Origin of the sequence: Gemella massiliensis (assembly GCF_900120125.1) — a bacterium.
Lineage (GTDB): Bacteria > Bacillota > Bacilli > Staphylococcales > Gemellaceae > Gemella > Gemella massiliensis.
The window spans coordinates 444,900-463,833 of the sequence record NZ_LT635544.1 but is presented as its reverse complement, the minus strand read 5'-3'; the positions used below and the strand labels follow the sequence as shown (position 1 = coordinate 463,833).

General features: G+C 34.0%; 26 protein-coding genes and 2 pseudogenes. 1 reads left to right on the top strand and 27 read right to left on the bottom strand.

Translation table 11 applies throughout. The features are described from left to right. Positions 1-82: 82 nt before the first annotated feature. The 13 genes and pseudogenes from BQ7358_RS02125 to BQ7358_RS02065 form a co-directional block, all read right to left on the bottom strand. On the bottom strand, positions 83-784 hold the full coding sequence (locus BQ7358_RS02125) for a B3/B4 domain-containing protein (RefSeq protein ID WP_062173045.1): 702 nt from the start codon (positions 782-784) through the stop codon (positions 83-85). A 306-nt stretch (positions 785-1,090) separates the two neighbouring features. Then, entirely contained in the window at positions 1,091-1,828 is a 738-nt protein-coding gene (locus BQ7358_RS02120) for a hypothetical protein (protein ID WP_062173044.1), read from the bottom strand. A gap of 283 nt (positions 1,829-2,111) precedes the next feature. Continuing rightward, positions 2,112-2,399: pseudogene (gene tnpA / locus BQ7358_RS02115) on the bottom strand (IS200/IS605 family transposase); the annotation flags it as partial. A gap of 249 nt (positions 2,400-2,648) precedes the next feature. Beyond that, positions 2,649-3,266 carry a DNA alkylation repair protein gene (locus BQ7358_RS02110; protein ID WP_062173042.1) on the bottom strand — a complete coding sequence of 206 codons (618 nt, stop codon included), beginning with the start codon at positions 3,264-3,266 and terminating at the stop codon, positions 2,649-2,651. Between the two features lie 32 nt (positions 3,267-3,298). Beyond that, the gene (locus BQ7358_RS02105) at positions 3,299-3,688 is read right to left on the bottom strand and encodes an NUDIX hydrolase (protein ID WP_231723816.1); all 390 of its coding nucleotides are present in this window, start codon (positions 3,686-3,688) and stop codon (positions 3,299-3,301) included. Between the two features lie 178 nt (positions 3,689-3,866). After that, positions 3,867-4,304, bottom strand: coding sequence for a GNAT family N-acetyltransferase (locus BQ7358_RS02100; protein WP_062173041.1), 438 nt, complete (start codon positions 4,302-4,304; stop codon positions 3,867-3,869). A gap of 38 nt (positions 4,305-4,342) precedes the next feature. Next, complete coding sequence (locus BQ7358_RS02095) at positions 4,343-4,822, bottom strand: GNAT family N-acetyltransferase (protein WP_062173040.1); 480 nt, start codon at positions 4,820-4,822, stop codon at positions 4,343-4,345. Between the two features lie 400 nt (positions 4,823-5,222). Further along, positions 5,223-5,765, bottom strand: a complete 543-nt coding sequence (locus BQ7358_RS02085) for a class I SAM-dependent methyltransferase (RefSeq protein WP_200773557.1) — start codon at positions 5,763-5,765, stop codon at positions 5,223-5,225. Then, positions 5,711-5,989 (bottom strand): hypothetical protein, encoded by a 279-nt coding sequence (locus BQ7358_RS08750; RefSeq protein WP_200773555.1) that lies wholly within the window; start codon positions 5,987-5,989, stop codon positions 5,711-5,713. Before BQ7358_RS08750 ends, BQ7358_RS02085 begins: the two co-directional genes overlap by 55 nt. Positions 5,990-6,021: 32 nt before the next feature. Beyond that, positions 6,022-6,234, bottom strand: a complete 213-nt coding sequence (locus tag BQ7358_RS02080; RefSeq protein ID WP_062173039.1) for a helix-turn-helix domain-containing protein — start codon at positions 6,232-6,234, stop codon at positions 6,022-6,024. 126 nt (positions 6,235-6,360) lie between these two features. After that, positions 6,361-6,519 (bottom strand): Maff2 family mobile element protein, encoded by a 159-nt coding sequence (locus BQ7358_RS02075; protein WP_072520163.1) that lies wholly within the window; start codon positions 6,517-6,519, stop codon positions 6,361-6,363. 3 nt (positions 6,520-6,522) lie between these two features. After that, a complete protein-coding gene (locus BQ7358_RS02070) occupies positions 6,523-6,834 on the bottom strand; it encodes a hypothetical protein (RefSeq protein WP_062173038.1) in 312 nt (103 codons plus the stop codon). Between the two features lie 226 nt (positions 6,835-7,060). Further along, complete coding sequence (locus BQ7358_RS02065; protein WP_456071308.1) at positions 7,061-8,365, bottom strand: VirD4-like conjugal transfer protein, CD1115 family; 1,305 nt, start codon at positions 8,363-8,365, stop codon at positions 7,061-7,063. 226 nt (positions 8,366-8,591) lie between these two features. Between BQ7358_RS02065 and BQ7358_RS02060 the strand changes: the two genes are divergently transcribed. Further along, positions 8,592-9,575 (top strand): DDE-type integrase/transposase/recombinase, encoded by a 984-nt coding sequence (locus BQ7358_RS02060; protein ID WP_072520192.1) that lies wholly within the window; start codon positions 8,592-8,594, stop codon positions 9,573-9,575. Between the two features lie 549 nt (positions 9,576-10,124). Here the strand turns inward: BQ7358_RS02060 and BQ7358_RS02055 are convergent. The 14 genes and pseudogenes from BQ7358_RS02055 to BQ7358_RS02005 form a co-directional block, all read right to left on the bottom strand. Next, a complete protein-coding gene (locus BQ7358_RS02055) occupies positions 10,125-10,649 on the bottom strand; it encodes a hypothetical protein (RefSeq protein WP_072520162.1) in 525 nt (174 codons plus the stop codon). Between the two features lie 55 nt (positions 10,650-10,704). Continuing rightward, positions 10,705-12,165 (bottom strand): MobQ family relaxase, encoded by a 1,461-nt coding sequence (gene mobQ / locus BQ7358_RS02050; protein WP_072520161.1) that lies wholly within the window; start codon positions 12,163-12,165, stop codon positions 10,705-10,707. A gap of 238 nt (positions 12,166-12,403) precedes the next feature. Beyond that, a complete protein-coding gene (locus BQ7358_RS02045) occupies positions 12,404-12,724 on the bottom strand; it encodes a DUF3847 domain-containing protein (protein WP_072520160.1) in 321 nt (106 codons plus the stop codon). Between the two features lie 383 nt (positions 12,725-13,107). Beyond that, positions 13,108-13,524, bottom strand: coding sequence for a hypothetical protein (locus tag BQ7358_RS02040; protein WP_200773554.1), 417 nt, complete (start codon positions 13,522-13,524; stop codon positions 13,108-13,110). A 13-nt stretch (positions 13,525-13,537) separates the two neighbouring features. Beyond that, positions 13,538-13,660 (bottom strand): hypothetical protein, encoded by a 123-nt coding sequence (locus BQ7358_RS09130; protein WP_256386950.1) that lies wholly within the window; start codon positions 13,658-13,660, stop codon positions 13,538-13,540. Continuing rightward, positions 13,626-14,114, bottom strand: a complete 489-nt coding sequence (locus BQ7358_RS02035) for a ClbS/DfsB family four-helix bundle protein (protein WP_200773553.1) — start codon at positions 14,112-14,114, stop codon at positions 13,626-13,628. The genes BQ7358_RS09130 and BQ7358_RS02035 overlap by 35 nt, the downstream gene beginning before the upstream one ends. Before the next feature lie 163 nt (positions 14,115-14,277). Further along, positions 14,278-14,460 carry a transposase gene (locus BQ7358_RS08745; protein ID WP_072520159.1) on the bottom strand — a complete coding sequence of 61 codons (183 nt, stop codon included), beginning with the start codon at positions 14,458-14,460 and terminating at the stop codon, positions 14,278-14,280. Between the two features lie 84 nt (positions 14,461-14,544). Next, positions 14,545-14,967: a DUF4368 domain-containing protein gene (locus BQ7358_RS09310; protein ID WP_456071307.1), complete on the bottom strand. Its 423-nt coding sequence runs from the start codon at positions 14,965-14,967 to the stop codon at positions 14,545-14,547. A 3-nt stretch (positions 14,968-14,970) separates the two neighbouring features. Beyond that, entirely contained in the window at positions 14,971-16,383 is a 1,413-nt protein-coding gene (locus tag BQ7358_RS02025) for a recombinase family protein (protein ID WP_456071306.1), read from the bottom strand. A gap of 85 nt (positions 16,384-16,468) precedes the next feature. Next, on the bottom strand, positions 16,469-16,771 hold the full coding sequence (locus BQ7358_RS02020) for a conjugal transfer protein (protein ID WP_072520158.1): 303 nt from the start codon (positions 16,769-16,771) through the stop codon (positions 16,469-16,471). Next, positions 16,768-17,217: pseudogene (locus tag BQ7358_RS08540) on the bottom strand (PcfB family protein). Before BQ7358_RS08540 ends, BQ7358_RS02020 begins: the two are co-directional and overlap by 4 nt. A gap of 32 nt (positions 17,218-17,249) precedes the next feature. After that, positions 17,250-17,885, bottom strand: coding sequence for an ATP-binding protein (locus BQ7358_RS02010; protein ID WP_456071305.1), 636 nt, complete (start codon positions 17,883-17,885; stop codon positions 17,250-17,252). Next, positions 17,860-18,102 carry a P-loop NTPase family protein gene (locus tag BQ7358_RS09305; protein WP_456071304.1) on the bottom strand — a complete coding sequence of 81 codons (243 nt, stop codon included), beginning with the start codon at positions 18,100-18,102 and terminating at the stop codon, positions 17,860-17,862. Before BQ7358_RS09305 ends, BQ7358_RS02010 begins: the two co-directional genes overlap by 26 nt. Further along, positions 18,099-18,869, bottom strand: a complete 771-nt coding sequence (locus tag BQ7358_RS02005; protein WP_072520156.1) for a replication initiator protein A — start codon at positions 18,867-18,869, stop codon at positions 18,099-18,101. Before BQ7358_RS02005 ends, BQ7358_RS09305 begins: the two co-directional genes overlap by 4 nt. Between the last annotated feature and the right edge of the window lie 65 nt (positions 18,870-18,934).

The following is an 18,934-nucleotide window of genomic DNA, read 5'->3' as shown; positions in this document are numbered from 1 at the left end:
TTCTATTATTTACCTTAGTTGTTAAGTAATTTCTGGAGCTTACATTGTAATATACATTCTTTTCAGCTTCAAGCCGAATTTATTATAATATCATTTCCCTGTTATTACTATCTATAAATCCAATTTTTGTTTTACATTGAAAAATATTTTTCAAGAGGCTATCCAGTTCTGTCTGTGCCTTTATCACGTTATCTATGTTGAAATCATTGAAACCATCTATCGGGAAAAAGATATCAGATGAATTAGCAGTAATCTTGCCATGTTCGCTTTGTCTCCATGTCCAACGTCTTGTACGTACCTGCTGTCCAACTGCATATATAACCTCCCCAACATCTGGTGTTTCTTCTACATCAGCACCAAACGGAAGAAATGTATCTCCATCTTTCGCTAAACGGATGCAAATATCATCACCATCACCACCTAAATCATGCGCCCCCATTGGTAGCATGTATTTCAAAGAAACGGCATTGCCCAAATTCACAATAGGATTTATATGTGGTATTTTCTTTCCCTTTGCTATACGGGTAAAAAGAGCCTCTATAGAACAAAGATATTTGTTGGGATTGATTCCGAGTGTACGAAATGCTTCTCTATATGGCAAAATCTCCGCTTCCTCCTTCACCTTTTTTTCTTCAAAATGTAATACCGCCGTTTGAATATTTTCTGTCAGTAGCCTTTCAATCTCGGGGTATGGTCTTCTATTATCTATTCCTCTTGCCATAACAACACCAAAACAGGCATTTGGCAATTTCTCAAAAATTTCTTTCTCAACTCTAAAATACATATCAAATCCTCCAATCAATCATATTTTACAGATATACAAATTTCAACAACAAATTTTCTCGGATTATTTGTAATTCCATAATTAATGAATATAATCTCCTTTATTGCTTAACTAATAAGGTTACACACTCACAATGAAACGAGCAAATACTAAGTATGCCATATAGTCTTGTCTGTATATGGAAACATATCTATAAACCTTTTAACGATAGCATAAGGTTATCGTTAAAAGGTATCAGATAGATAAATTTAGATTTGTCATAATCCTAACCATTTTTATTACAACAACTTAGCCAAGTAATAACCATTAATTCGTAGTCTCAGCTACATTTATTAATCCAAGATCATCAAAGTAATCATAAAGTTCACTATTATATTTTTTTACAATTTCACTAGCCCTTTTATTCCAAAAACTATATATACGTTGTATTTCATCAATACAACCTTTCTTATCTTTTGATATATATATTTCTAATGGATTATCTGATATTTTGTACCATGACATACCATGAATTTCTAAAAAAGATTCATATGTAACCTTCTGAAAAAACTCATCTGCATTTTTTATAGCCCCTGTATATACTTTGTTTAAATACGAATCTAGAGAATCATAGCGATTGAGTTTTGCACTCGTTCTTCCATGACACATAGGAATAACCCAAAAATTAGCTAAACAATGATACTTAGACTGATAGTCAATTAATTCTTTAGGCCACTCTTCTTTTGGACTTCGTTCTTTTTTCGTTCTATTACCCAAAATCACATTCGCAAGTGAATTAAATGAATGAATAGTATCTCCCATATAATTCTCATTTTTATATGTCCCATCTTCATTTAAAATTTCTACATTATTTCCTCCTAAAATGTCCTTATATACTATTTTATAGAAACCCACACTAAAATCTGACATGTCTTCATCCGGATTACTTTTATATAGCTGTGGGCTATATATAACATTATCTTTCAAACAAATTTTAGGGACATTTTTATCACATTTGATAGGAGTAAGTAATATTTTATAAACTTTATTTTCTTTTTCTGTCACTTTATTCCCCCATGTAAATTCTTATTATATCTCACATTTTTAATTCTTGTTGACTATATTATATTATACCATATTTCATACACTTCATAAATAATGACCACCCCTGAAAAAGGGTGGTTTACTCTAGGGCTATAAGCCCAATAGTTACTAGGCTAGCGTCTCAAGGCGCTAGCTTTCGCTTTGTTCAAGCTACATTGCCCTTGCCGCTTTGATTGCACCTCGAAGGTGCTTTCTATCTTTTGAACGGATCTTCGTACTCTTTCACACTGAGTTTATCTATCGCTTGACCATGCTTCTCGAACATCATCAAAGCACCTTTGCCTTTGAGATATCCCGTGAAACTAAATACACTAATCTTAGGCGGTATGCTTAGCACAAGATGAACGTGGTCAGGCATCATATGTCCTTCTATTATTTCAACTCCTTTGTATCTGCACAGAGTTCTTATGATATCTTGCAGACTTTTACGATATTGATTATATATAATTTTTCGTCTATACTTTGGAGAGAATACTATATGATATTTGCACATCCACTTTGTATGCGATAAACTATTATGTTTATTTGCCATAATTAAAATCATCCTTTCTTTATTTTAGTGCTTGAACTACTCTTATTTTATCAAGAAAGGATGATTTTTCAATTGTTTAACTCTTATCTCGCACCCGCATAGCGGGTGGTTTATTGTTTCGGAGACTTCGCCTCCTCAACTGGCTAAAGCCATTAATAAAAAACAGTAAACCTTTTTTGATTTACTGTTTCATAAGTTGCTATATAATTGTTTATATTTAATTGTTTTACTTCGACAAACTGGAATTTATCAGCTAATAAGTTTACTCGCCAACTTATACACTTGATTTATTTCTTTGCTTTCTAACTTCCAGTTATTAAGTTCAGCTTTAATTAACTCTGGAAATTTTTTGCTTATATCCCTTAGAGCATTTCCTACTGATTTCCTAACATATTCACTCACATCTTCCTTTAAGTTGGCAATTCGTCTAATAGCTTCATTCGGATTGTCTTTGAAATATGGTCTACTCGTCCATATTCTCAACCCCTCTGTAACTGCTCTCCTTGTATTAGGATTATTATTTTCTAACCATTCATCAATGATTGGAAGTGCTTTTTCATACCCTGTCTTTTTGCAAAATTCATCAAATGCCTTTGCTAATACTTCCTGAACTCTCCAATTATCATCTTTAGAAACTTCATCTCTCATAAATACCAGAATATCATTTTGTTCTGACAAATATCCAAAAAGAAATACGCCATACATTCTTACTTGATATGTGTCAGATTTATAAGCTAAGAATCCCAACTTCTTGATATATTCATTATCATTAGATTTATAATCAGCAAAGGCTCTTTTTTCTTCCTCTTTAAAACCGTTTTCTATCAAAGAAAATTCCGTTTCTAAACTCGCAATATATTCTTTCACTCAGTTTCACCTACCCGCCAACTTCCAATTAATCAAGCTCTTTCATCGGTAATAATATGTTCAATCCCGCAATGACCGGTTTGAAGGAATTCTTTCATAAATAAGGGGTATGCCTTGTAGTCTTCAAGCCTTTCTATCGGGATCCAATACATATTTTCTTTAACTCCAAGCGTATAGCTGTTGCTGTTAAGTATCTGACTTCCCCTAGGTTTCATCAAATAATATAATGCAATCTCATGACAATCCGTTCCCTGCAATGAGCCGCTGCTCTCATTAAAGAAATTTTCATGAATTACTGCCAGACGATCCACTTCATATTCAACACCGGTTTCTTCAAATACTTCTCTTTTAACCGCATCTTCCGCTGTTTCACCCATATGAACGGCTCCGCCTATTGAAGTAGTAATAGTCTTCTTTTTCATTTCCGGCAAAAAGAACACAGCCATCCTCAACAATAATTGCCGTCGCACGATATCTGAACCTTTTATTGTCCTTTTGAAATCCGCAATTATATTCCACACTCATACCTCCATGAATTTGAACTTTAAATACATAAGCTAAACGGAAGCGGCTGCAAAGCGGGTATTTGAATTTAACTTATCAGAATACTTTTATAAAGCGTTTTTGAGTTTTATCACAAGTATAACCGATATTTTCATAAAACTTATATGATTCTAAACGATGAGATCCGGAATTTAATCTAATGAAACCGATATTATTTTTCAAGGCGTATTCTTCAATAAAAGCCATCAGCTTTTTCCCAATACCCTTGCCTTGAAAATCAGAATTAACCGCTAATCCTAATATATTCAATCCGATATCACTATATAAACTTTCATATATCTCTGCATGAATAAAGCCGACAACCTTATTTGTTTTTTCATCTTCATATACTGCGATGATATGATGTTTATTATCAATAGATAATTTTTCGATTTGCGTTTTCACCGTATTGATATCAACATTATATCCCAACTCATTTTTACAAATTTCTTGTATTTCTTTTGCGTCCGATATAATAATAATCTCTCTTATCACGTTTTATCTCCTCAAACTTTATCTATTAAAACGGGGTTTTATAAATTATACACGGCTACGATTTCATTGCCGCACATTTCTCCGTTTTCAGAAAAGCCATACTTAAGGTAAATTGCTCTTGCCCGTACGTTTTCCGGTTCATACGACAGCCATACCTTTTTTGCTTCGCCGAACGGAAATGTACGTATCAAAGCAATTACAGCGTCTATTGTCTGCTTTCCCAGACCGCATCCCTGATATTTCCGATCGATCATCAGTCTCCAAAGGCTGTAATTCTCCTTGATCAAAGGGCTCTCTTCTTCATTGCCGATGGTTCCTTTGCCGATCATAACAAATCCGATAAGTGTGTCGTTATCATATACTGCAAGCGGTAAAGCGTTATTCCCTTCGTTTCTCGTTGTATATGCTTCCGCAAGACTCTGTATGTTTTCCGCAACAAAATCTTTTTGCTCTTCATATGGCTCCAATGCGCAAACCTTCCAAATATTCTTATTTGTAATTTCATCAAGTCTGATCATTTATAATCTCCCTCGAGTTTAAATTCATCTTTCATTTTCAAGGATCTCATCGATCTTTTCAAATGTATTGCCGTTTCTGATCGTAATTTTCTTATAAAAATCCTGCTTCATTAATTTTTTATGGTAGGTGGTTTTTAAGTATTCCGACTCGTCATATTTGCCCCAAAATACCGCATGTTTCCCTACATACACTATTTCATTATAAAATGCCGCTTTATCTATAAAGTCAAGAATGTCCGAATCTATCCGAGTTACACGAAAAAAAATAAAACATCTCTTCTTGCCAGCTCTTGCTCCCACCAGTCGGGCAGTTCCGCCCTTTCTTTTAAATCGCTTATGGATACCTTATTTTTGCCGCGTAGCAAAAGTACATATCTCAACCTATCGGCCTCCGTAAATCTCAATTTATCCGGTTCCGTAATTTAATAGCTTTAGTTGCAATATATGTTTTAATATTCAACTCATGAAGTCTTCCGAAGCCGTTTGTGTCCTCATATATATCAACCAAAGTAAATCCCGCCTTTAATTGTCCCACCATCTGTTCGGTCATATCATGAGAAAACTGCATTCCGCAATCTTCATCCATCATAAAAGCCTTTGCGGCTTCATCCTTTAAAGGATTAAAAGGCATTTTCCAAACGATCTCTTTTTCCTCGCTGTCCACTATATAATTTATCTCATTGCCCAGAGCTGCAAGAAAAATGCCGCCTTTTTTCAGAACTCTATATGCTTCGTTAAAAATATGCTGCACATCCTCAACATAGCAGTTGGAACCCGGGTGAAAAACTATATCAAAGCTTTCATTTTCAAAAGGCAGGATTTTCGTCATATCTCCCTCAAGAGCTTTTATGGAATATCCTTCTCTTTCTGCAACTAAAATTTCACTTTCTATTTGTTTTGAGGAATAATCCAGTACGGTACATTCTGCCCCAAGGTGGTAAATATAGGCATCTGCTGTCCGCCTCCCGACGCCAAGCCTAAGATTTTCTTTTCCTTAAGATCCCCGAGCCAGTCATGCGGAACAGCTTTAGTCGGGGTAAGCAGTACTTTCCATTCTCCGTTTTTTGCATTGATGTATTCATCATGCGATATAGGTTTACCCCATTCCCAGCCTTCTTCAACCCATCTGTCAATGGTTTCTTTATTTATATCCTGATATGTCTTCATCAGATACACTCCTTTTCAAGTTAATATTCGCTTTATTCCTTATATTCATCATCAAAAGAGAATACATCGTTAGGTGTACAGTCAAGTGCCTTGCATATTCTCTCTAAATTTTTCATTGTAATAGGCTTGTTCTTTCCCATCTGTGCCATAACATTGGTGGTAAGTCCTGCCATAGCTATAACATCTGTTTTCTTCAAGCCCTTTTTTGCAAGCTGAACCCATAACGGTTTATAGTTTAATGCCATACTGACCCTCTTTCTGCTTTTTCTTGTAAATACAATTACAGATATTATACTACAAGTATTGAATATAATCAATTTTTACTTGTTTTAAGGTTTTAGTTTTAGAGATTTAGTTGTGTCATTCCCTCTTTATTTGGGCATAAATTGCTTAATACCTTGGCTCTTAGCACCGGGATTGTCATTACCATATCCTTCCATCAAGTTGATAACGCCCCATGCTCCAAGTCCTGCACCTACTGCCATAACCAAAATTTTTAATACATTAACTGCCTGTGTAAAAAATGCCATAAGTTATTCCTCCTCGTTTTCTTCTTTCTTTTCAATCTTGTTATATGACTTCACTACAAAGTTTTTGTAAGTCTTTCCCTCTTTTTCACGCTTCTTAAAGTAACCAAAGATGTGGATTAAATCACCTTTTTCAAAGTCCTTTGCCTTCTCTGCTTTTTCTCCATAGGCTGTACAGTTAATATACTCCTTGCCTTTACCGTACTTTTTTACAAGCGTGAAGTTTACAACTTCTACTGTTTCTCTATCTTTGTCAAAACTTGAAAAAGTTGGTTCCGCCACTAAGTTGGCGTTGATGTTAATCATTTCCTGCTTCATTAAAAATTTTTCCTTTTCAATTCAATAAAAAAGCGACTGGAGTATTTCTTTTCCAATCGCTGATACTCTTACTATTTAGTTTTCGTTTAAGTGGGATTTCTGATCCTTATCATCTTGCCTCCTGATTTTGAATAAAAAACAGCAAATCTTTTTAAGACTTACTGCATTCTTGTAATAACCGTTTCTCTATTTAATTTTGCTTTTCCTTTTCGCTTCATATAGCTTTCTATGTCAAAAAATTCTTCTTGTCATAATCCTCAAGGAGCTTATAGTTCTTATGCTTTGTAATATCGTACTTATCTGAAAGAAAAGGTCTGACACCTCTAAGCTGAAAAATACATTTACCGCCATCCATCACCGTAATTTCATCTTGGCTCATCAGCTCCTTACCTGTCTTTTGATAATTTAAACCAAAGCTCTTTTGATTTGACCTTGTTTCAGAGGTGTTGTAAAGGTCTATCGTTTCTTTTCCCAGTGTTTCAGACAATTCTTTTAGCGTAGTTTTCTCCTTGCCACCAAGAAACAAGGTACTATCACAGTTACCTACGATTGTATCAGCGTTATCCTTGTAGATTGCCTTTAGCTGAGATTGTGCTTGAAGTATGATACTTGCTGATATTTCTCTGGAACGGATTGTTGCAATTAACTTCTCAAACTTAGGTATTAAACCAATGTTTGCAAATTCATCAAGCAAGCATCTCACATGGACAGGTAATCGTCCGCCATATACATCATCTGCCTTATCACATAAGAGATTAAAAAGTTGTGAGTACATAATGGATACTACAAAGTTAAAGGTATCATCTGTATCAGAGATAATAACAAAGAGTGCCGTTTTTCTATCTCCGAGTGTATCAAGCTCAAGTTCATCTTCACTCATCAAATCCCTAAGTTCCCTAATATCAAATGGAGCAAGCCTTGCACCACAAGAGATAAGAATAGATTTTGCCGTTTTTCCGGCAGCCAATTTATACTTTTTATATTGCTTCACTGCAAAGTGTGTAGACTCTTTCTTTTCCAGTGCTTCAAAGAGTCTGTCTATCGGATTCATATAGGTTTCATCATCTTCTCTAACTTCTGAAGCGTCTATCATATCAAGAAGTGTTGCAAAGTTCTTTTCTTCTCTTGGAGCTTCATAGAAGATGTAGCCGATAGGGGCTGTATAGTAGTGCTTTTCAGCTTTGACCCAAAAATCTTCACCTACTTTTTCGCCCTCTCCTTTCGTATTTGCTATGATTGTCTGCACCAATTTCAGAATGTCTTTCTCAGAACGGATATAGGCAAAGGGATTGTATTTCATGGACTTTTTGAAGTTAATGGTATTTAAGATTTTAATCTCATAGCCATTATCCTCAAGCATCTTGCCACACTCAAGGACTATTGTTCCTTTGGGATCAGTTACACAGTAGCTACTGTGCATCTGCATTAAGTTAGGTTTTACATAAAATCGGGTTTTTCCACTTCCTGAACCACCGATAACAAGCACATTTTTATTTCTCGCATACTTTGGATTAGATGGTCTACCATTCATTATTAATCGCTCAGTTTGAGTAAGCAAAATATTATTTTGAAACTTTTCATCCATATATGGCTCTATATCTTTTTAGTTCCCCAGAGAGCGTTTTGTCAAGTATCTTTTTTGATTTATTGACGCTTATATGTAGTGTTACAATAGATGTGAGACATATAATAAAAAAAAGAAGAGTAAATCCTGTATAATGAAGTTACCTACAAATCAAAAAAAGGAATTTACTCTTATGAAAACTATTATAACAGAAAATATAGAAAAAACACAACGATATATACCTCATACTTTACAAACAAGAATAGCTACAGTTAAAACTTATAGAAATGGTAACTCTATCCGCTTTATTTGTAGGCGCTATAAAATATCAAAAGCCTCTCTTTTGAGTTGGAATAAAAAATATGACGGTACTAAAGAGTCTCTTATAGATAAGTCTCATAGACCTCATTCCATTCACCCTAACGCCCATACAGTTGAAGAATTGTCTTGGATTAAAAATCTTATTAAACGTAATCCTAATATTTCTATGATTGAATTATATGCTAAACTTAAATTCAACAAAGGTTATAAAAGACATCCTTGTTCTTTATTTAGAGTGCTTAGAAAATTAGGTTTTTATAAAGATACTAAGAAAAAAGTAATTCCTTATAAACCTAAACCCTATAATACACCTACTGAAATTGGTAAAAAATGGCAACTTGATGTGAAATATGTTCCTAAACGTTGTTATGTAGGAGAAATTCCTGATAAATTTTATCAATATACTATCATTGATGAAGCTACTAGGGAAAGATTTATTTTCCCTTTTAAAGAACAATCATCATACTCTACTGTTCAATTTGTTAAAATGGCTATTGATTATTTTGGGTATAAACCCAAGATAATTCAAACTGATAATGGTTTTGAATTTACGCATTTTAAAGATACTAAACGAATACACCCTTTTGATGTATTGTGTAATAATCTTGGCATTAAACATCAACTTATTAGACCTAGAACTCCTAGACATAACGGTAAGGTTGAACGTAGTCATAGAAATGATAATGAACGTTTTTACAGGCATTTATCTTTCTTTTCGTATGATGATCTTATATCTCAGATGAAAAAGTATCTATATCGCTCTAACCGTCTTCCTATGCAGACTTTAAATTGGCTTTCTCCTGTTGAAAAAAGAAAAGAGTTACGGAAAGAGTCTATAAAAATATGCCGGCTTTAATTCCTTGTTAGATAATAGATTTCACAACTTATTTGTCAAGGACAAGGGCTACGCCTTTTTCAAATCCTTGACAAATAAGTTTTAGAAATCCGAAATGTTCTCTAAGGAATTAAAGCTGGCAAATCTAATAAAATAATGTAATTTACGTCGGGGGCTTCATACGGTTTACATAGAAGCTAGCTTCTATGTAATTCTATTATATCCAGTATTTATTTTTTACTTTTTTGTCTCACATCATTTACAAATGTACACTTTTTTGATTTATTGACGCTTATATTTTGAAAATTGAGTAACAAAAAACAGTAAACCATTTTGATTTACTGTTTCTAAAATTGTTCTATTCAATTCGACAAACTGGGATTTGTTTTGATCTATATTCTTCGCAATTTTTTTATTTCTTTTTTAGACTTATCAACTATTATATCATTCTTTTTGGTTTTCCCGAAAAACAAAGTAATCGTCTTTCCTTGTTTTTTTCTATATACATGCCATATCTTGTCCCGTTGCAATGCCATTCCCTCTTCTATAAATTTTTTAAAATACTATCATTCAAAAATTAGGATATCGGAATTGTTCCATCTGTTGCATGAAAATTTTCAAATTTTTTCTATCTGTGATGACACTTACTTTCCTTAGCTTATTTAGTTTCTTTTCATGAAAAACACAATAAATAGGATTCTTAATTTCAAGAGTCAACTTCAAACAATTAAACGGACTCTTTTTAATTTTTATTTGTTCTATATCTTCGATGTTAAACTTAAAAAGCAATACACTATGCCCTCTGCGTCCATAAGTATAATATTTAACAACATTGTTTTCATAAACTTCTAATTTGGTTGCATTCATAAATAAATAATATCCCAGAGAAAATATAAGAATCGGAGCATAAATCAGTACCATTAGAATCACACACTTATCTGCAAAATCAGTTCCACAACTTAAAAGACGATTCAATATCAATACAACAATAACACCTGAAGATATCATAAATACAGGATATATCACATTAAGCTTAGACTTATGCGGATATGTCAAAATAAACTTTGGTTCATCTTGTAAAAAATTTAATTCCATAATTCATCATCCTTTTCCGTAATAATTTAATATTATATCATATTTCAACTAAATTTTATATGCCTAACTCTTGTCTCTTGACCTGCGTTAGTCCTCTGTTTTCTTGTAGTAACTGCTCAATACAAGTCTTAACTGTTTCCGCCTGTTTTACTTCTTCTCTTATCTTTAATATTTGATTGTATAGGCTATTTTTCTCTTTCTTCAAAGTATCAACCTCTAATTTCCATTTGCTGATAGCTAAGGTCTTGCTTTCTCCTAAATGTTCTTTCAAATATTTCTTGGCACTTTCAAATAAAATAATCTCTGCGGTATGTTCATTGTAGAAAGTATCTTGTTTGTTTTTCTTTAGTTTGATATAGGCTTTGTAGGTGTCTTTATGCTTGAGATATTTCTCGGCTTGGTCTATAAGCTGTACTCTATCATTTATTTTCTTTTCGGTATCTTTGATAGCTCTTGTGGTCTTGTAATTCTTATCTCTTAAAGTAACTATGTTTTCTTTCAGTTCAGATAATGAAGTGATATTTTTCTCTTTGAGTAGCTGATAACTTTCAATATATTTCTCTAAGTCTGCATTATTGTTATCTGCATTTTTACGGATAAGATTTTCAAAGATTGATTGCAAATTTTCTTTGGGTGGGAGGGTGGACTTTGTATTCTCGTTTTCTGCTTTTTCTTCTTTGCCTATTCCCCTTATCCAATTTAATAAGGCTTTGATTCGTCTTGATATTTCTCTTAAAATCATATTTTGATGTTTGATTTCTCGGTTGATATTTCCTCTATCAGTGGCTATACCTTTCTTTTCCATTTGGGTAGCTGATACGCCTAAATGAATAGTCGGTATCTGCTCTATTCCCTGTCTTTGATAAGAACGATAGTCAACTTTTTCTTGTATGCTATTTTCTTCAAGATATTTGTTTGTAATATCTGCCCATGCTTTTCGCCATTGCTCTGCTTTTTCTTGTTCGTTCCAATCCACTGTATCTATTTTTCTTGTTTTGTAATTACCGTTTTTGAGTTTTACTTTTTCTCCGTTTTTATCAAGGATATATTCCTTTTTTGATTTTGCTCGCCATGTTTTATCTTCATTTAACGGTCGCATAGTTAATAGGATATGTGCGTGTGGATTTCCGTCATTTTTATCATGTATGGCAATATCGGCACACATACCAACTTTCACAAAATTTTCTTTTACAAATTCTCTTACAAGCTCAATCTGTTTTTCTCTGTCTAATTCTTTAGGTAAGGAAATTTCTATTTCTCTTGCAAGCTGTGAGTTTTTACTTTTTTCTATTTTCTCGACACTGTTCCATAATGTTCCTCTATCTGAAAATTCCTGTGGTGTATTTTGAGGTAATAAGATTTCTGTATGGGCTATTCCGCCTTTTCTTGTAAAGTCGTGGACTACTCCGTCATACTCGTTTTTTATCTTTTCGCCACTTCGATAGGCGGAAGCTGCTGCTGCACTTTTGCCTTTACCTCTTGAGATAATCTTTATACTTAGATGATATATCGCCATAAGATAAGACCTCCTTTCGTTTTTGATATGGGTATGGTGGCGATGGATAAGACTTCCTAAAAAAATCGGATAGCTTTTATCCAATTTCTTTTGGGAAGTTTACAAGGGGTAGGAAATTTATTTCCGTAGGGGAGTGTAGCTCCCTTGTATCAGCTTTAGCTGATATGCTCTCTGCAAGAGCCTTCGGAGAACGCACACACCCTTTAGGGTGTATAAGTGCGCCCTTGTAAACAAGGGATTATTCCTCTATGTCTGTTTCTTCCTCTTGCATTTCTGTATTTTGATTTTCTCTTTCCTCTCGCTTAGCTATGACTTTTAGTATTTTTTGATTGACTGTTTCTTTTATATTCGGGAATGTAATTAGTTGATAAAATTCGTCTTTGGTGAAGTCTTTGCTTGCGGAAAAGATACTTTCAAAGACTGCTCCTTTTTCATAAAGCCGTCTATCTCTCTTTTTTCGTTCTTCCTGTTTTTGCTGACTGATGAGCTTTTTTCTTTTATTTTGTAACTGCTTGATTTCTTCATCTGCCATTAAAATTTTTTCCTCTATGTTTTTCATCTTCCTTGTCCTTTCTTCTTAATTTTGAGCAATAAAAAAACAGTAAACCTTTTTTGATTTACTGTTTTCATCGTATTCTTGTTAATATATCAACATATGTGGTTTTTTAAATATGATTGTTGCCCTTGCACTTATGTTAATTACTTTTTTTAAAAAAATAATCAATATATAAATAAAATAAATATATAGAGAATGATATTATGCTAATCCACAGCAAACCTAACCCATAACTTCCCATTACATTTTTTATTTTTTCTCCACTTTCATCAATATAATGTGCAATACTTACGAGCTAATAAGACAAACTAACCCAAGTAATAGTGCATACTACAAGCTGTAATATTTTTTCTTTATAGTTTAAAGATAATTCTTCAAAATTCATATTATTTCTCCCAATCAAACTCTTCGTCTACAAAATCATCTTCCCAAAAACCGTCAATTACTCTTTCGCTACAGCTTCCGTCTTCCCTCGTTTCAAGAAGTGCCCAGCTCAAGCTATCTTCTTCTGCACGCGGATTCCCCTCTTCAAAGAAATCATAAATGCTTGCCATCACACCTTTTGTGTAAATACGCAAAAACTTTTCCGCTTCTGTTTCTGAAAAGGTCTCTCTGAATTTCTCCAACAAATTATCCCAATCGTCATCTTCCGCCAAGTCATCTGCATAAGATAAGTTATCTTCCGGATTTCTAACAATTTTATGCAATTCCTTCAATACAGTCATTCTGGCAAACTGTGGAATATCCTCTTCAATTTCACTGTATGCCGCGGCAATACTATTTTTGAATCCTGCCTCTTCCATCTTCAGCATCAGTTCAAGAAGAGCTTTCTGTTTCTTTTTCTTTCATTTTAGGAATCGCATCCAAATAATAATTCTTATGAAATTCTTCTAACGTTCCCTCTTCAATCATCTGTTGTATTTGTTCTAATGCGTTCATCCTTATCCTCCTCTTGTAGTATTGCTCTTTTATCTATCCCTACTGCTGTTTTAGTCGCTTCATCAGCCCATTTTCTCATATGTGGCTTAAATAATTCTTCCTCATTTAACGAATCAATCATTACACAGATAGAATTAACATTTACTTTTAATTTTACTTTCAACTCTTGCAAAGATAGATGAGCAAACCACTGATATAATTCACCAAGTTGATTCCATTTGAATTCATTCGATGGTGTTTTTACTTCAAGTCCATTTCTTTCATCTTCCTCCCATTTAAGAACTAAGCTTGTCCACCCTACCTGATAAGCAAGATTTTCGGATGGAGTTCTATCAACTTCATCAAATCTCTTATCTTTTAAACTTTCCGGAATCTCATCAAATTCTGAAATATATTTATCAAATGCTTTATTTATTTCAGTTTTGAGTTCTTCTTTATTTTCGTATACTCTCAAAAACTCACCTCTACAACTTCTAATTTTTCTCTCTAAATTTTGCTTACATTATAGCATTTTTAAAACATTTTTTCTACTGCCAGATTTCCTACTTGCCCTAAAGCATTCATCAGTACATACAGAAAAAAATAGAACAGATAGATACAAAAATTATATTTTTCCTTTATTCTTTCCGTTCCGATTGCACTATCTTTAACAGCTTATCTTGAAATGTATCCTTGCTTTTTTTGTCAAAATATATCTCGGTTACAAAGGTCTTTCCATTCATCTTTTTTGTTAGAATGCCGTCAGGTTTTCGGGGTATGGCTCGTTCTTCTTTGGTCTGTGCTTCTTGTTTTTCTGTCATTCAATCCTCCTTTTTACTTGCACAAAAAAAGATTTCCTGTGATTTAGGAAACCTCTTTTCTTTCGTTTTGATTGATATTTAATTTTAGGTTGTCGCTTGTAGCTTCTTTCTTGCTCTGTATTCTCGTGCTTTTATCCGTTCATACTCTCTAAACTTTTCAAGATTTTTAGCTCGGTATTCTTTGGAATATGCCCTGTGATATGCTCTTGATTTTTCTTTCTTTGCTTCTTCGATTTCTTCTCTCATTTGTATCATTTCCTGTTCTGTCGGTTCTATTTCTTTTGTGAGTTCATTTTCAAATTTTCCGATATAGTTAAAATAGCCTTCTATTCGCTGAACGGCATATTTGGCTCTTTTGACATCTCGCTCATGCACTACAATTTTACTGATAAATTCATTGATGGCGGTAGGGGTAAGTTCTTCAAAATCTGAATAGCTTTCTGCCAGCTTGATAAAGTTCTTTGCTCTTTGGTTGGCATTTTCAAATTCGGATAAGAGTTCCTCTATTTCTTACTGTTCCTCTTTTAAGCTGTAATATTCTTCTGCATATTTTCTTGATAGCTGTTCATAGCGTTTTGGCTCGATATTTCCCAGTGCGTTATCTTCATACAGCTTATTCATCACTGTTTCTATCTGTTCCAGTCTGTCTGTTATTTGTGGAATACGCTTTTTCTGTTTCTTGATTTCTTCGGTCTGCTCTTTAGCAAGACTGTTTTTTACCAGTGCTTCAAATTCTTCTTTATTTGCCAATGAATACTGTGCTATCTTTCGCAAAACCTCTGTGATATTTTCCATCACATCATCAACATCAATACGGTGGGGAGAGTTGCATTTTGGGTGTTTGGATTTTCCTTTGGCATATTCACTGCAATAGGTTACATGCTGTACTTTTCCGTTTTTGTGTATGGTACGAATGTGCATTTTTGTACCGCAATCTTTACAGTACATCAGTCCTGATAGTGCATGGATTTCTCCATCTCCGTTTGGTCTTTTTACAGGTGCATTTTTCAATATCCTTTGTACATTTTCATAGGTAGCTCTATCTATAATTGGTTCATGCACATTTTCTATAATCTGCCACTTATCTTTATCTACATAGTGATTTCTCTTATCTTTGTAATGCTTTTCGGTCTTGAAGTTGACTATATCGCCACAATACTCCTGCCTTTTCAATATGCGTGTTAGGGTTGCTTTGTTCCAGTTATAGCGATTTTCTTCATTGAGTGTTCTGCTTTTTGCTGTTCCTCTGTCTTGTTGTTTCATATAAAAGGTTGGGGTTAGTATTTCTTTATTTTTCAAGTAAACAGCTATCTGATTACGGTTTTTCCCCTCCATAAAGAGCGTAAAAATGAGTTTTACGACTTCGGCAGCTTCTTTATCGACTATCCAAAAATCTTTGTTGTTAGGGTCTTTTATATAGCCGTATGGGGCTTCTGTTGCGACGGGCTTTCCGCTTGCTCCTTTAGTCTTAATTCCTGTTTTGACTTTCTTGCTGATGTCCCTTGCATACCACTCTGACATGATATTGATAAATGGGGCAAATTCCAATGTATTTTGGTCTTGGCTGTCTATACCGTTGTTGATGGCAATAAAGCGTACATTGTTTCTTCTAAATATCTCCATAGCATTTCCCACTTGAAGATAATCTCGTCCCCACCTTGTCATATCTTTCATGATAACAATGCCAATTTTACCATTTTCTACATCGCTCATCATCTGTGTGTAGACGGAGCGGTCAAAGAATCTACCGCTTTCATCATCGTCAATATAGTGATGAATGTTCATCAGCTTATGACCTCTTGCATATCTCTCTAAAAATGCCTTTTGATTGACTATACTGTTACTTTCGCCACCGTCCCTGTCCTCATCACCAACTGAAAGGCAGGAGTATAGCGCAGTGATTTTAGTTGCATATTCCATCATGGCGTTATCCTCCTTTTTGTGTCTATATATAACTCCTGTTCAGTTAATATTATGCAACCCATCTTGCCGATCCATACTCTTTCCCCTATCTAAACTTTTTCGCATTTTTACTCTTAGTATAGACAACGAATTTGATTAAAGCAGCCATTCCTATACCTATTAAAATATCCACCGGATGAATACTCGGAAGAAAGCTCATTGTGTTAAGCTCCAATATCCCCTGAAATATTTTATCTATCACATCTCCTCCAACATAGCTTCTTACATGATGGGAAAAGATGTTTCCTAAATAGAAAAATGCAAGATAGGGAATATTCTGCTTTAGAAACTTTACCTTATCCTGCACCTTAAATAAGCCTTTGATGTCCTTTAATATCTTATCTATCATAGGTTCTGCTCCTTCTGTTTATTCTTAACTTTATCCTTAGAAACAGAGTTCTTTGCCATTTCCTTGAACTTTTCAATATTCTTATGAATGGACTCCTTTCTTTCCGTTTTCTTTTCTGATTCGGAAAGAGCGTGCTTAAATGCTTTGTCCATAACCTTCATATCTTTAGCTTAAAAGAATACTGAATATTTCCCGCTTTCCTTGTCTTTCATCACAGAAAACTTAACACCATATCTATTCAGCTCTTTTTTCAATTCCTTAAGCTCTGCTTCCTCTACCGGAATTTCTTCAAGCTGTCCTTTTTTAACCATATCTTTGAGTTTTACTTCATTTCCATTAGCATTAACCAGCTTTTCAAGTCCACCAAGTTTTTCTGCCTCTTTCATCAGCTTCTTTAGTAATTCCAATAGAAGTTTCCCTGTTACTTTAGCAGCTCTTACTTCCATATTCAGCGTTTTTCTTGCTATCTCTTCATTGATCAAGTTCTCTCACCTCCATTCAGTAGCCTCTCTTTATTACGAGCCAGCTTATCCTTTTGAATAACCTTTCTAAAATCTTCTCCTACAACCATAACAGGAATACACATCTCTATGATTCGTGAATAAATCCTCTGATACTCCACACTTTCTGTGCAATTTAGAATTGTGTCATAGGAAAGGTTTGTGGTAAAAATAGTCGGTTTTTGTTTTAAGTACCTGTTATTAACAATGTTATATACCTGTTCTTTTGCATAACTTGTATCCCTTTCAATTCCTAAATCATCCAAGATAAGAACGGAAGTATTTACAAGAGATTCAATATATGCGTTTTTATCAAGGTCAAATCCGCCTTTTTGTAATTCGTTGATAATCTGTGCAAAATTTCTTATCTTAACCCCTACCTGATATTGTTCAATTAGAGCATTAGCGATAGAACAAGCAAGGTATGTCTTTCCACTACCTACCGAACCATAAAACAAAAGTCCTATATTTTCCTTTTTCATTTCCTCATAATCTTTTACAAAATTCTTGGCAATAATAAGGCTTTGATTTTCTTCTCCCTGATAATTTTCAAAAGTATATGACCACTGAATAACAGAGTTAAAGTAGCTACTCTTTAATCGCTCTATATCCATCTGCTTTTGTCTTTCCTTTTCTCTTGCTTCTCTGATCTCTATCACACTTGCATGAGGTTCTAAAGGGCATCTTGTTTCCAAAAAACTCCATCACTTTTCCGTCTTTTCTTTCGTGGCAGACTTTGCAATAGGCGTGTCCATCTTTGATGTATTCTTTTTCAGGATCAAAACTATATTCCACATCTTCAATCATCACTTTTTCTAATTCCTTATTCATAGATGTACTCCTTTGTTATATTCCTCCCATGTAGGGATATTAGACTTTTTCTTACTTCCCTGATCTTTATAAAACCAAGAAAGGATTGTTGCTTTATGGTCTTTATATGTCTTTCCGGTACTTTGAAGATAAGTCGATAATCTTTCAATGTAGTTATCAAGCTCTGCTGCCATTTTTATTTGTAATTCTCCTATATCCTCATCCTTTAAAAAGACATTTTGAAATGTTCCAAGTCCATTTTCACCAAAACTATATTCTCTCTTACTATACTTACTCTTATTATTATCTATATAGTTAGAGTCAACATTTTGAACTTCCTGAAGTTCATTTTCTTTACTTCTGAGGTTAAAATCTTTTACTTCTGAAGTTAAGTTTTTTGACTTCAAGAGGTCATTTTCTTTTACCACTAATATGCTCATAAAATCTTTGACATATATGACATTCGGCTTACCAAGTCCAAGCCTGACTCTTTCAATCAGTCCTATACCTTTTTTGCTGTCTAACTCGTCTAATGTTTTTATGGCAGTAGGCTTTGAGATATTTCTTCTTTTCATAATTTCTTCAACTGTGAAATAGATAAATACTCTGCCTTCCTTGTCTATCCAGTTATTCTTAAATGACATTCCTGTTCGTTTCAAAAGCATGGAATAAAGGATAATGGCTTCAGCAGACAGCCCTGTAAATTCTTCTCCGTCTACCAGTATTTCAGGTACTTTAAGAAAGTTAAATCGCTCTGCTTCACGATTATAGAAATAGTCAAAGTCCATACTGGATCACCTCCATCCTTAAAAATTTGCAAAGAAAAAGACGATAGTTATTCTCTATCGCCTTT

Excerpts from the sequence above, each read along its gene's own strand:
- BQ7358_RS02125 (WP_062173045.1), bottom strand. The coding sequence starts at position 784 with ATGTATTTTAGAGTTGAGAAAGAAATTTTTGAGAAATTGCCAAATGCC.
- BQ7358_RS02105 (WP_231723816.1), bottom strand. The coding sequence starts at position 3,688 with ATGAAAAAGAAGACTATTACTACTTCAATAGGCGGAGCCGTTCATATG.
- BQ7358_RS02095 (WP_062173040.1), bottom strand. The coding sequence starts at position 4,822 with ATGATCAGACTTGATGAAATTACAAATAAGAATATTTGGAAGGTTTGC.
- BQ7358_RS08750 (WP_200773555.1), bottom strand. The coding sequence starts at position 5,989 with ATGAAGACATATCAGGATATAAATAAAGAAACCATTGACAGATGGGTT.
- BQ7358_RS02080 (WP_062173039.1), bottom strand. The coding sequence starts at position 6,234 with ATGGCATTAAACTATAAACCGTTATGGGTTCAGCTTGCAAAAAAGGGC.
- BQ7358_RS02075 (WP_072520163.1), bottom strand. The coding sequence starts at position 6,519 with ATGGCATTTTTTACACAGGCAGTTAATGTATTAAAAATTTTGGTTATG.
- BQ7358_RS02070 (WP_062173038.1), bottom strand. The coding sequence starts at position 6,834 with ATGAAGCAGGAAATGATTAACATCAACGCCAACTTAGTGGCGGAACCA.
- BQ7358_RS02065 (WP_456071308.1), bottom strand. The coding sequence starts at position 8,365 with ATGAATGGTAGACCATCTAATCCAAAGTATGCGAGAAATAAAAATGTG.
- BQ7358_RS02060 (WP_072520192.1), top strand. The coding sequence starts at position 8,592 with ATGAAAACTATTATAACAGAAAATATAGAAAAAACACAACGATATATA.
- BQ7358_RS02055 (WP_072520162.1), bottom strand. The coding sequence starts at position 10,649 with ATGGAATTAAATTTTTTACAAGATGAACCAAAGTTTATTTTGACATAT.
- mobQ (WP_072520161.1), bottom strand. The coding sequence starts at position 12,165 with ATGGCGATATATCATCTAAGTATAAAGATTATCTCAAGAGGTAAAGGC.
- BQ7358_RS02045 (WP_072520160.1), bottom strand. The coding sequence starts at position 12,724 with ATGAAAAACATAGAGGAAAAAATTTTAATGGCAGATGAAGAAATCAAG.
- BQ7358_RS02040 (WP_200773554.1), bottom strand. The coding sequence starts at position 13,524 with ATGGAAGAGGCAGGATTCAAAAATAGTATTGCCGCGGCATACAGTGAA.
- BQ7358_RS09130 (WP_256386950.1), bottom strand. The coding sequence starts at position 13,660 with ATGAACGCATTAGAACAAATACAACAGATGATTGAAGAGGGAACGTTA.
- BQ7358_RS08745 (WP_072520159.1), bottom strand. The coding sequence starts at position 14,460 with ATGACAGAAAAACAAGAAGCACAGACCAAAGAAGAACGAGCCATACCC.
- BQ7358_RS02025 (WP_456071306.1), bottom strand. The coding sequence starts at position 16,383 with ATGATGGAATATGCAACTAAAATCACTGCGCTATACTCCTGCCTTTCA.
- BQ7358_RS02020 (WP_072520158.1), bottom strand. The coding sequence starts at position 16,771 with ATGATAGATAAGATATTAAAGGACATCAAAGGCTTATTTAAGGTGCAG.
- BQ7358_RS02010 (WP_456071305.1), bottom strand. The coding sequence starts at position 17,885 with ATGGATATAGAGCGATTAAAGAGTAGCTACTTTAACTCTGTTATTCAG.
- BQ7358_RS09305 (WP_456071304.1), bottom strand. The coding sequence starts at position 18,102 with ATGAATAAGGAATTAGAAAAAGTGATGATTGAAGATGTGGAATATAGT.
- BQ7358_RS02005 (WP_072520156.1), bottom strand. The coding sequence starts at position 18,869 with ATGGACTTTGACTATTTCTATAATCGTGAAGCAGAGCGATTTAACTTT.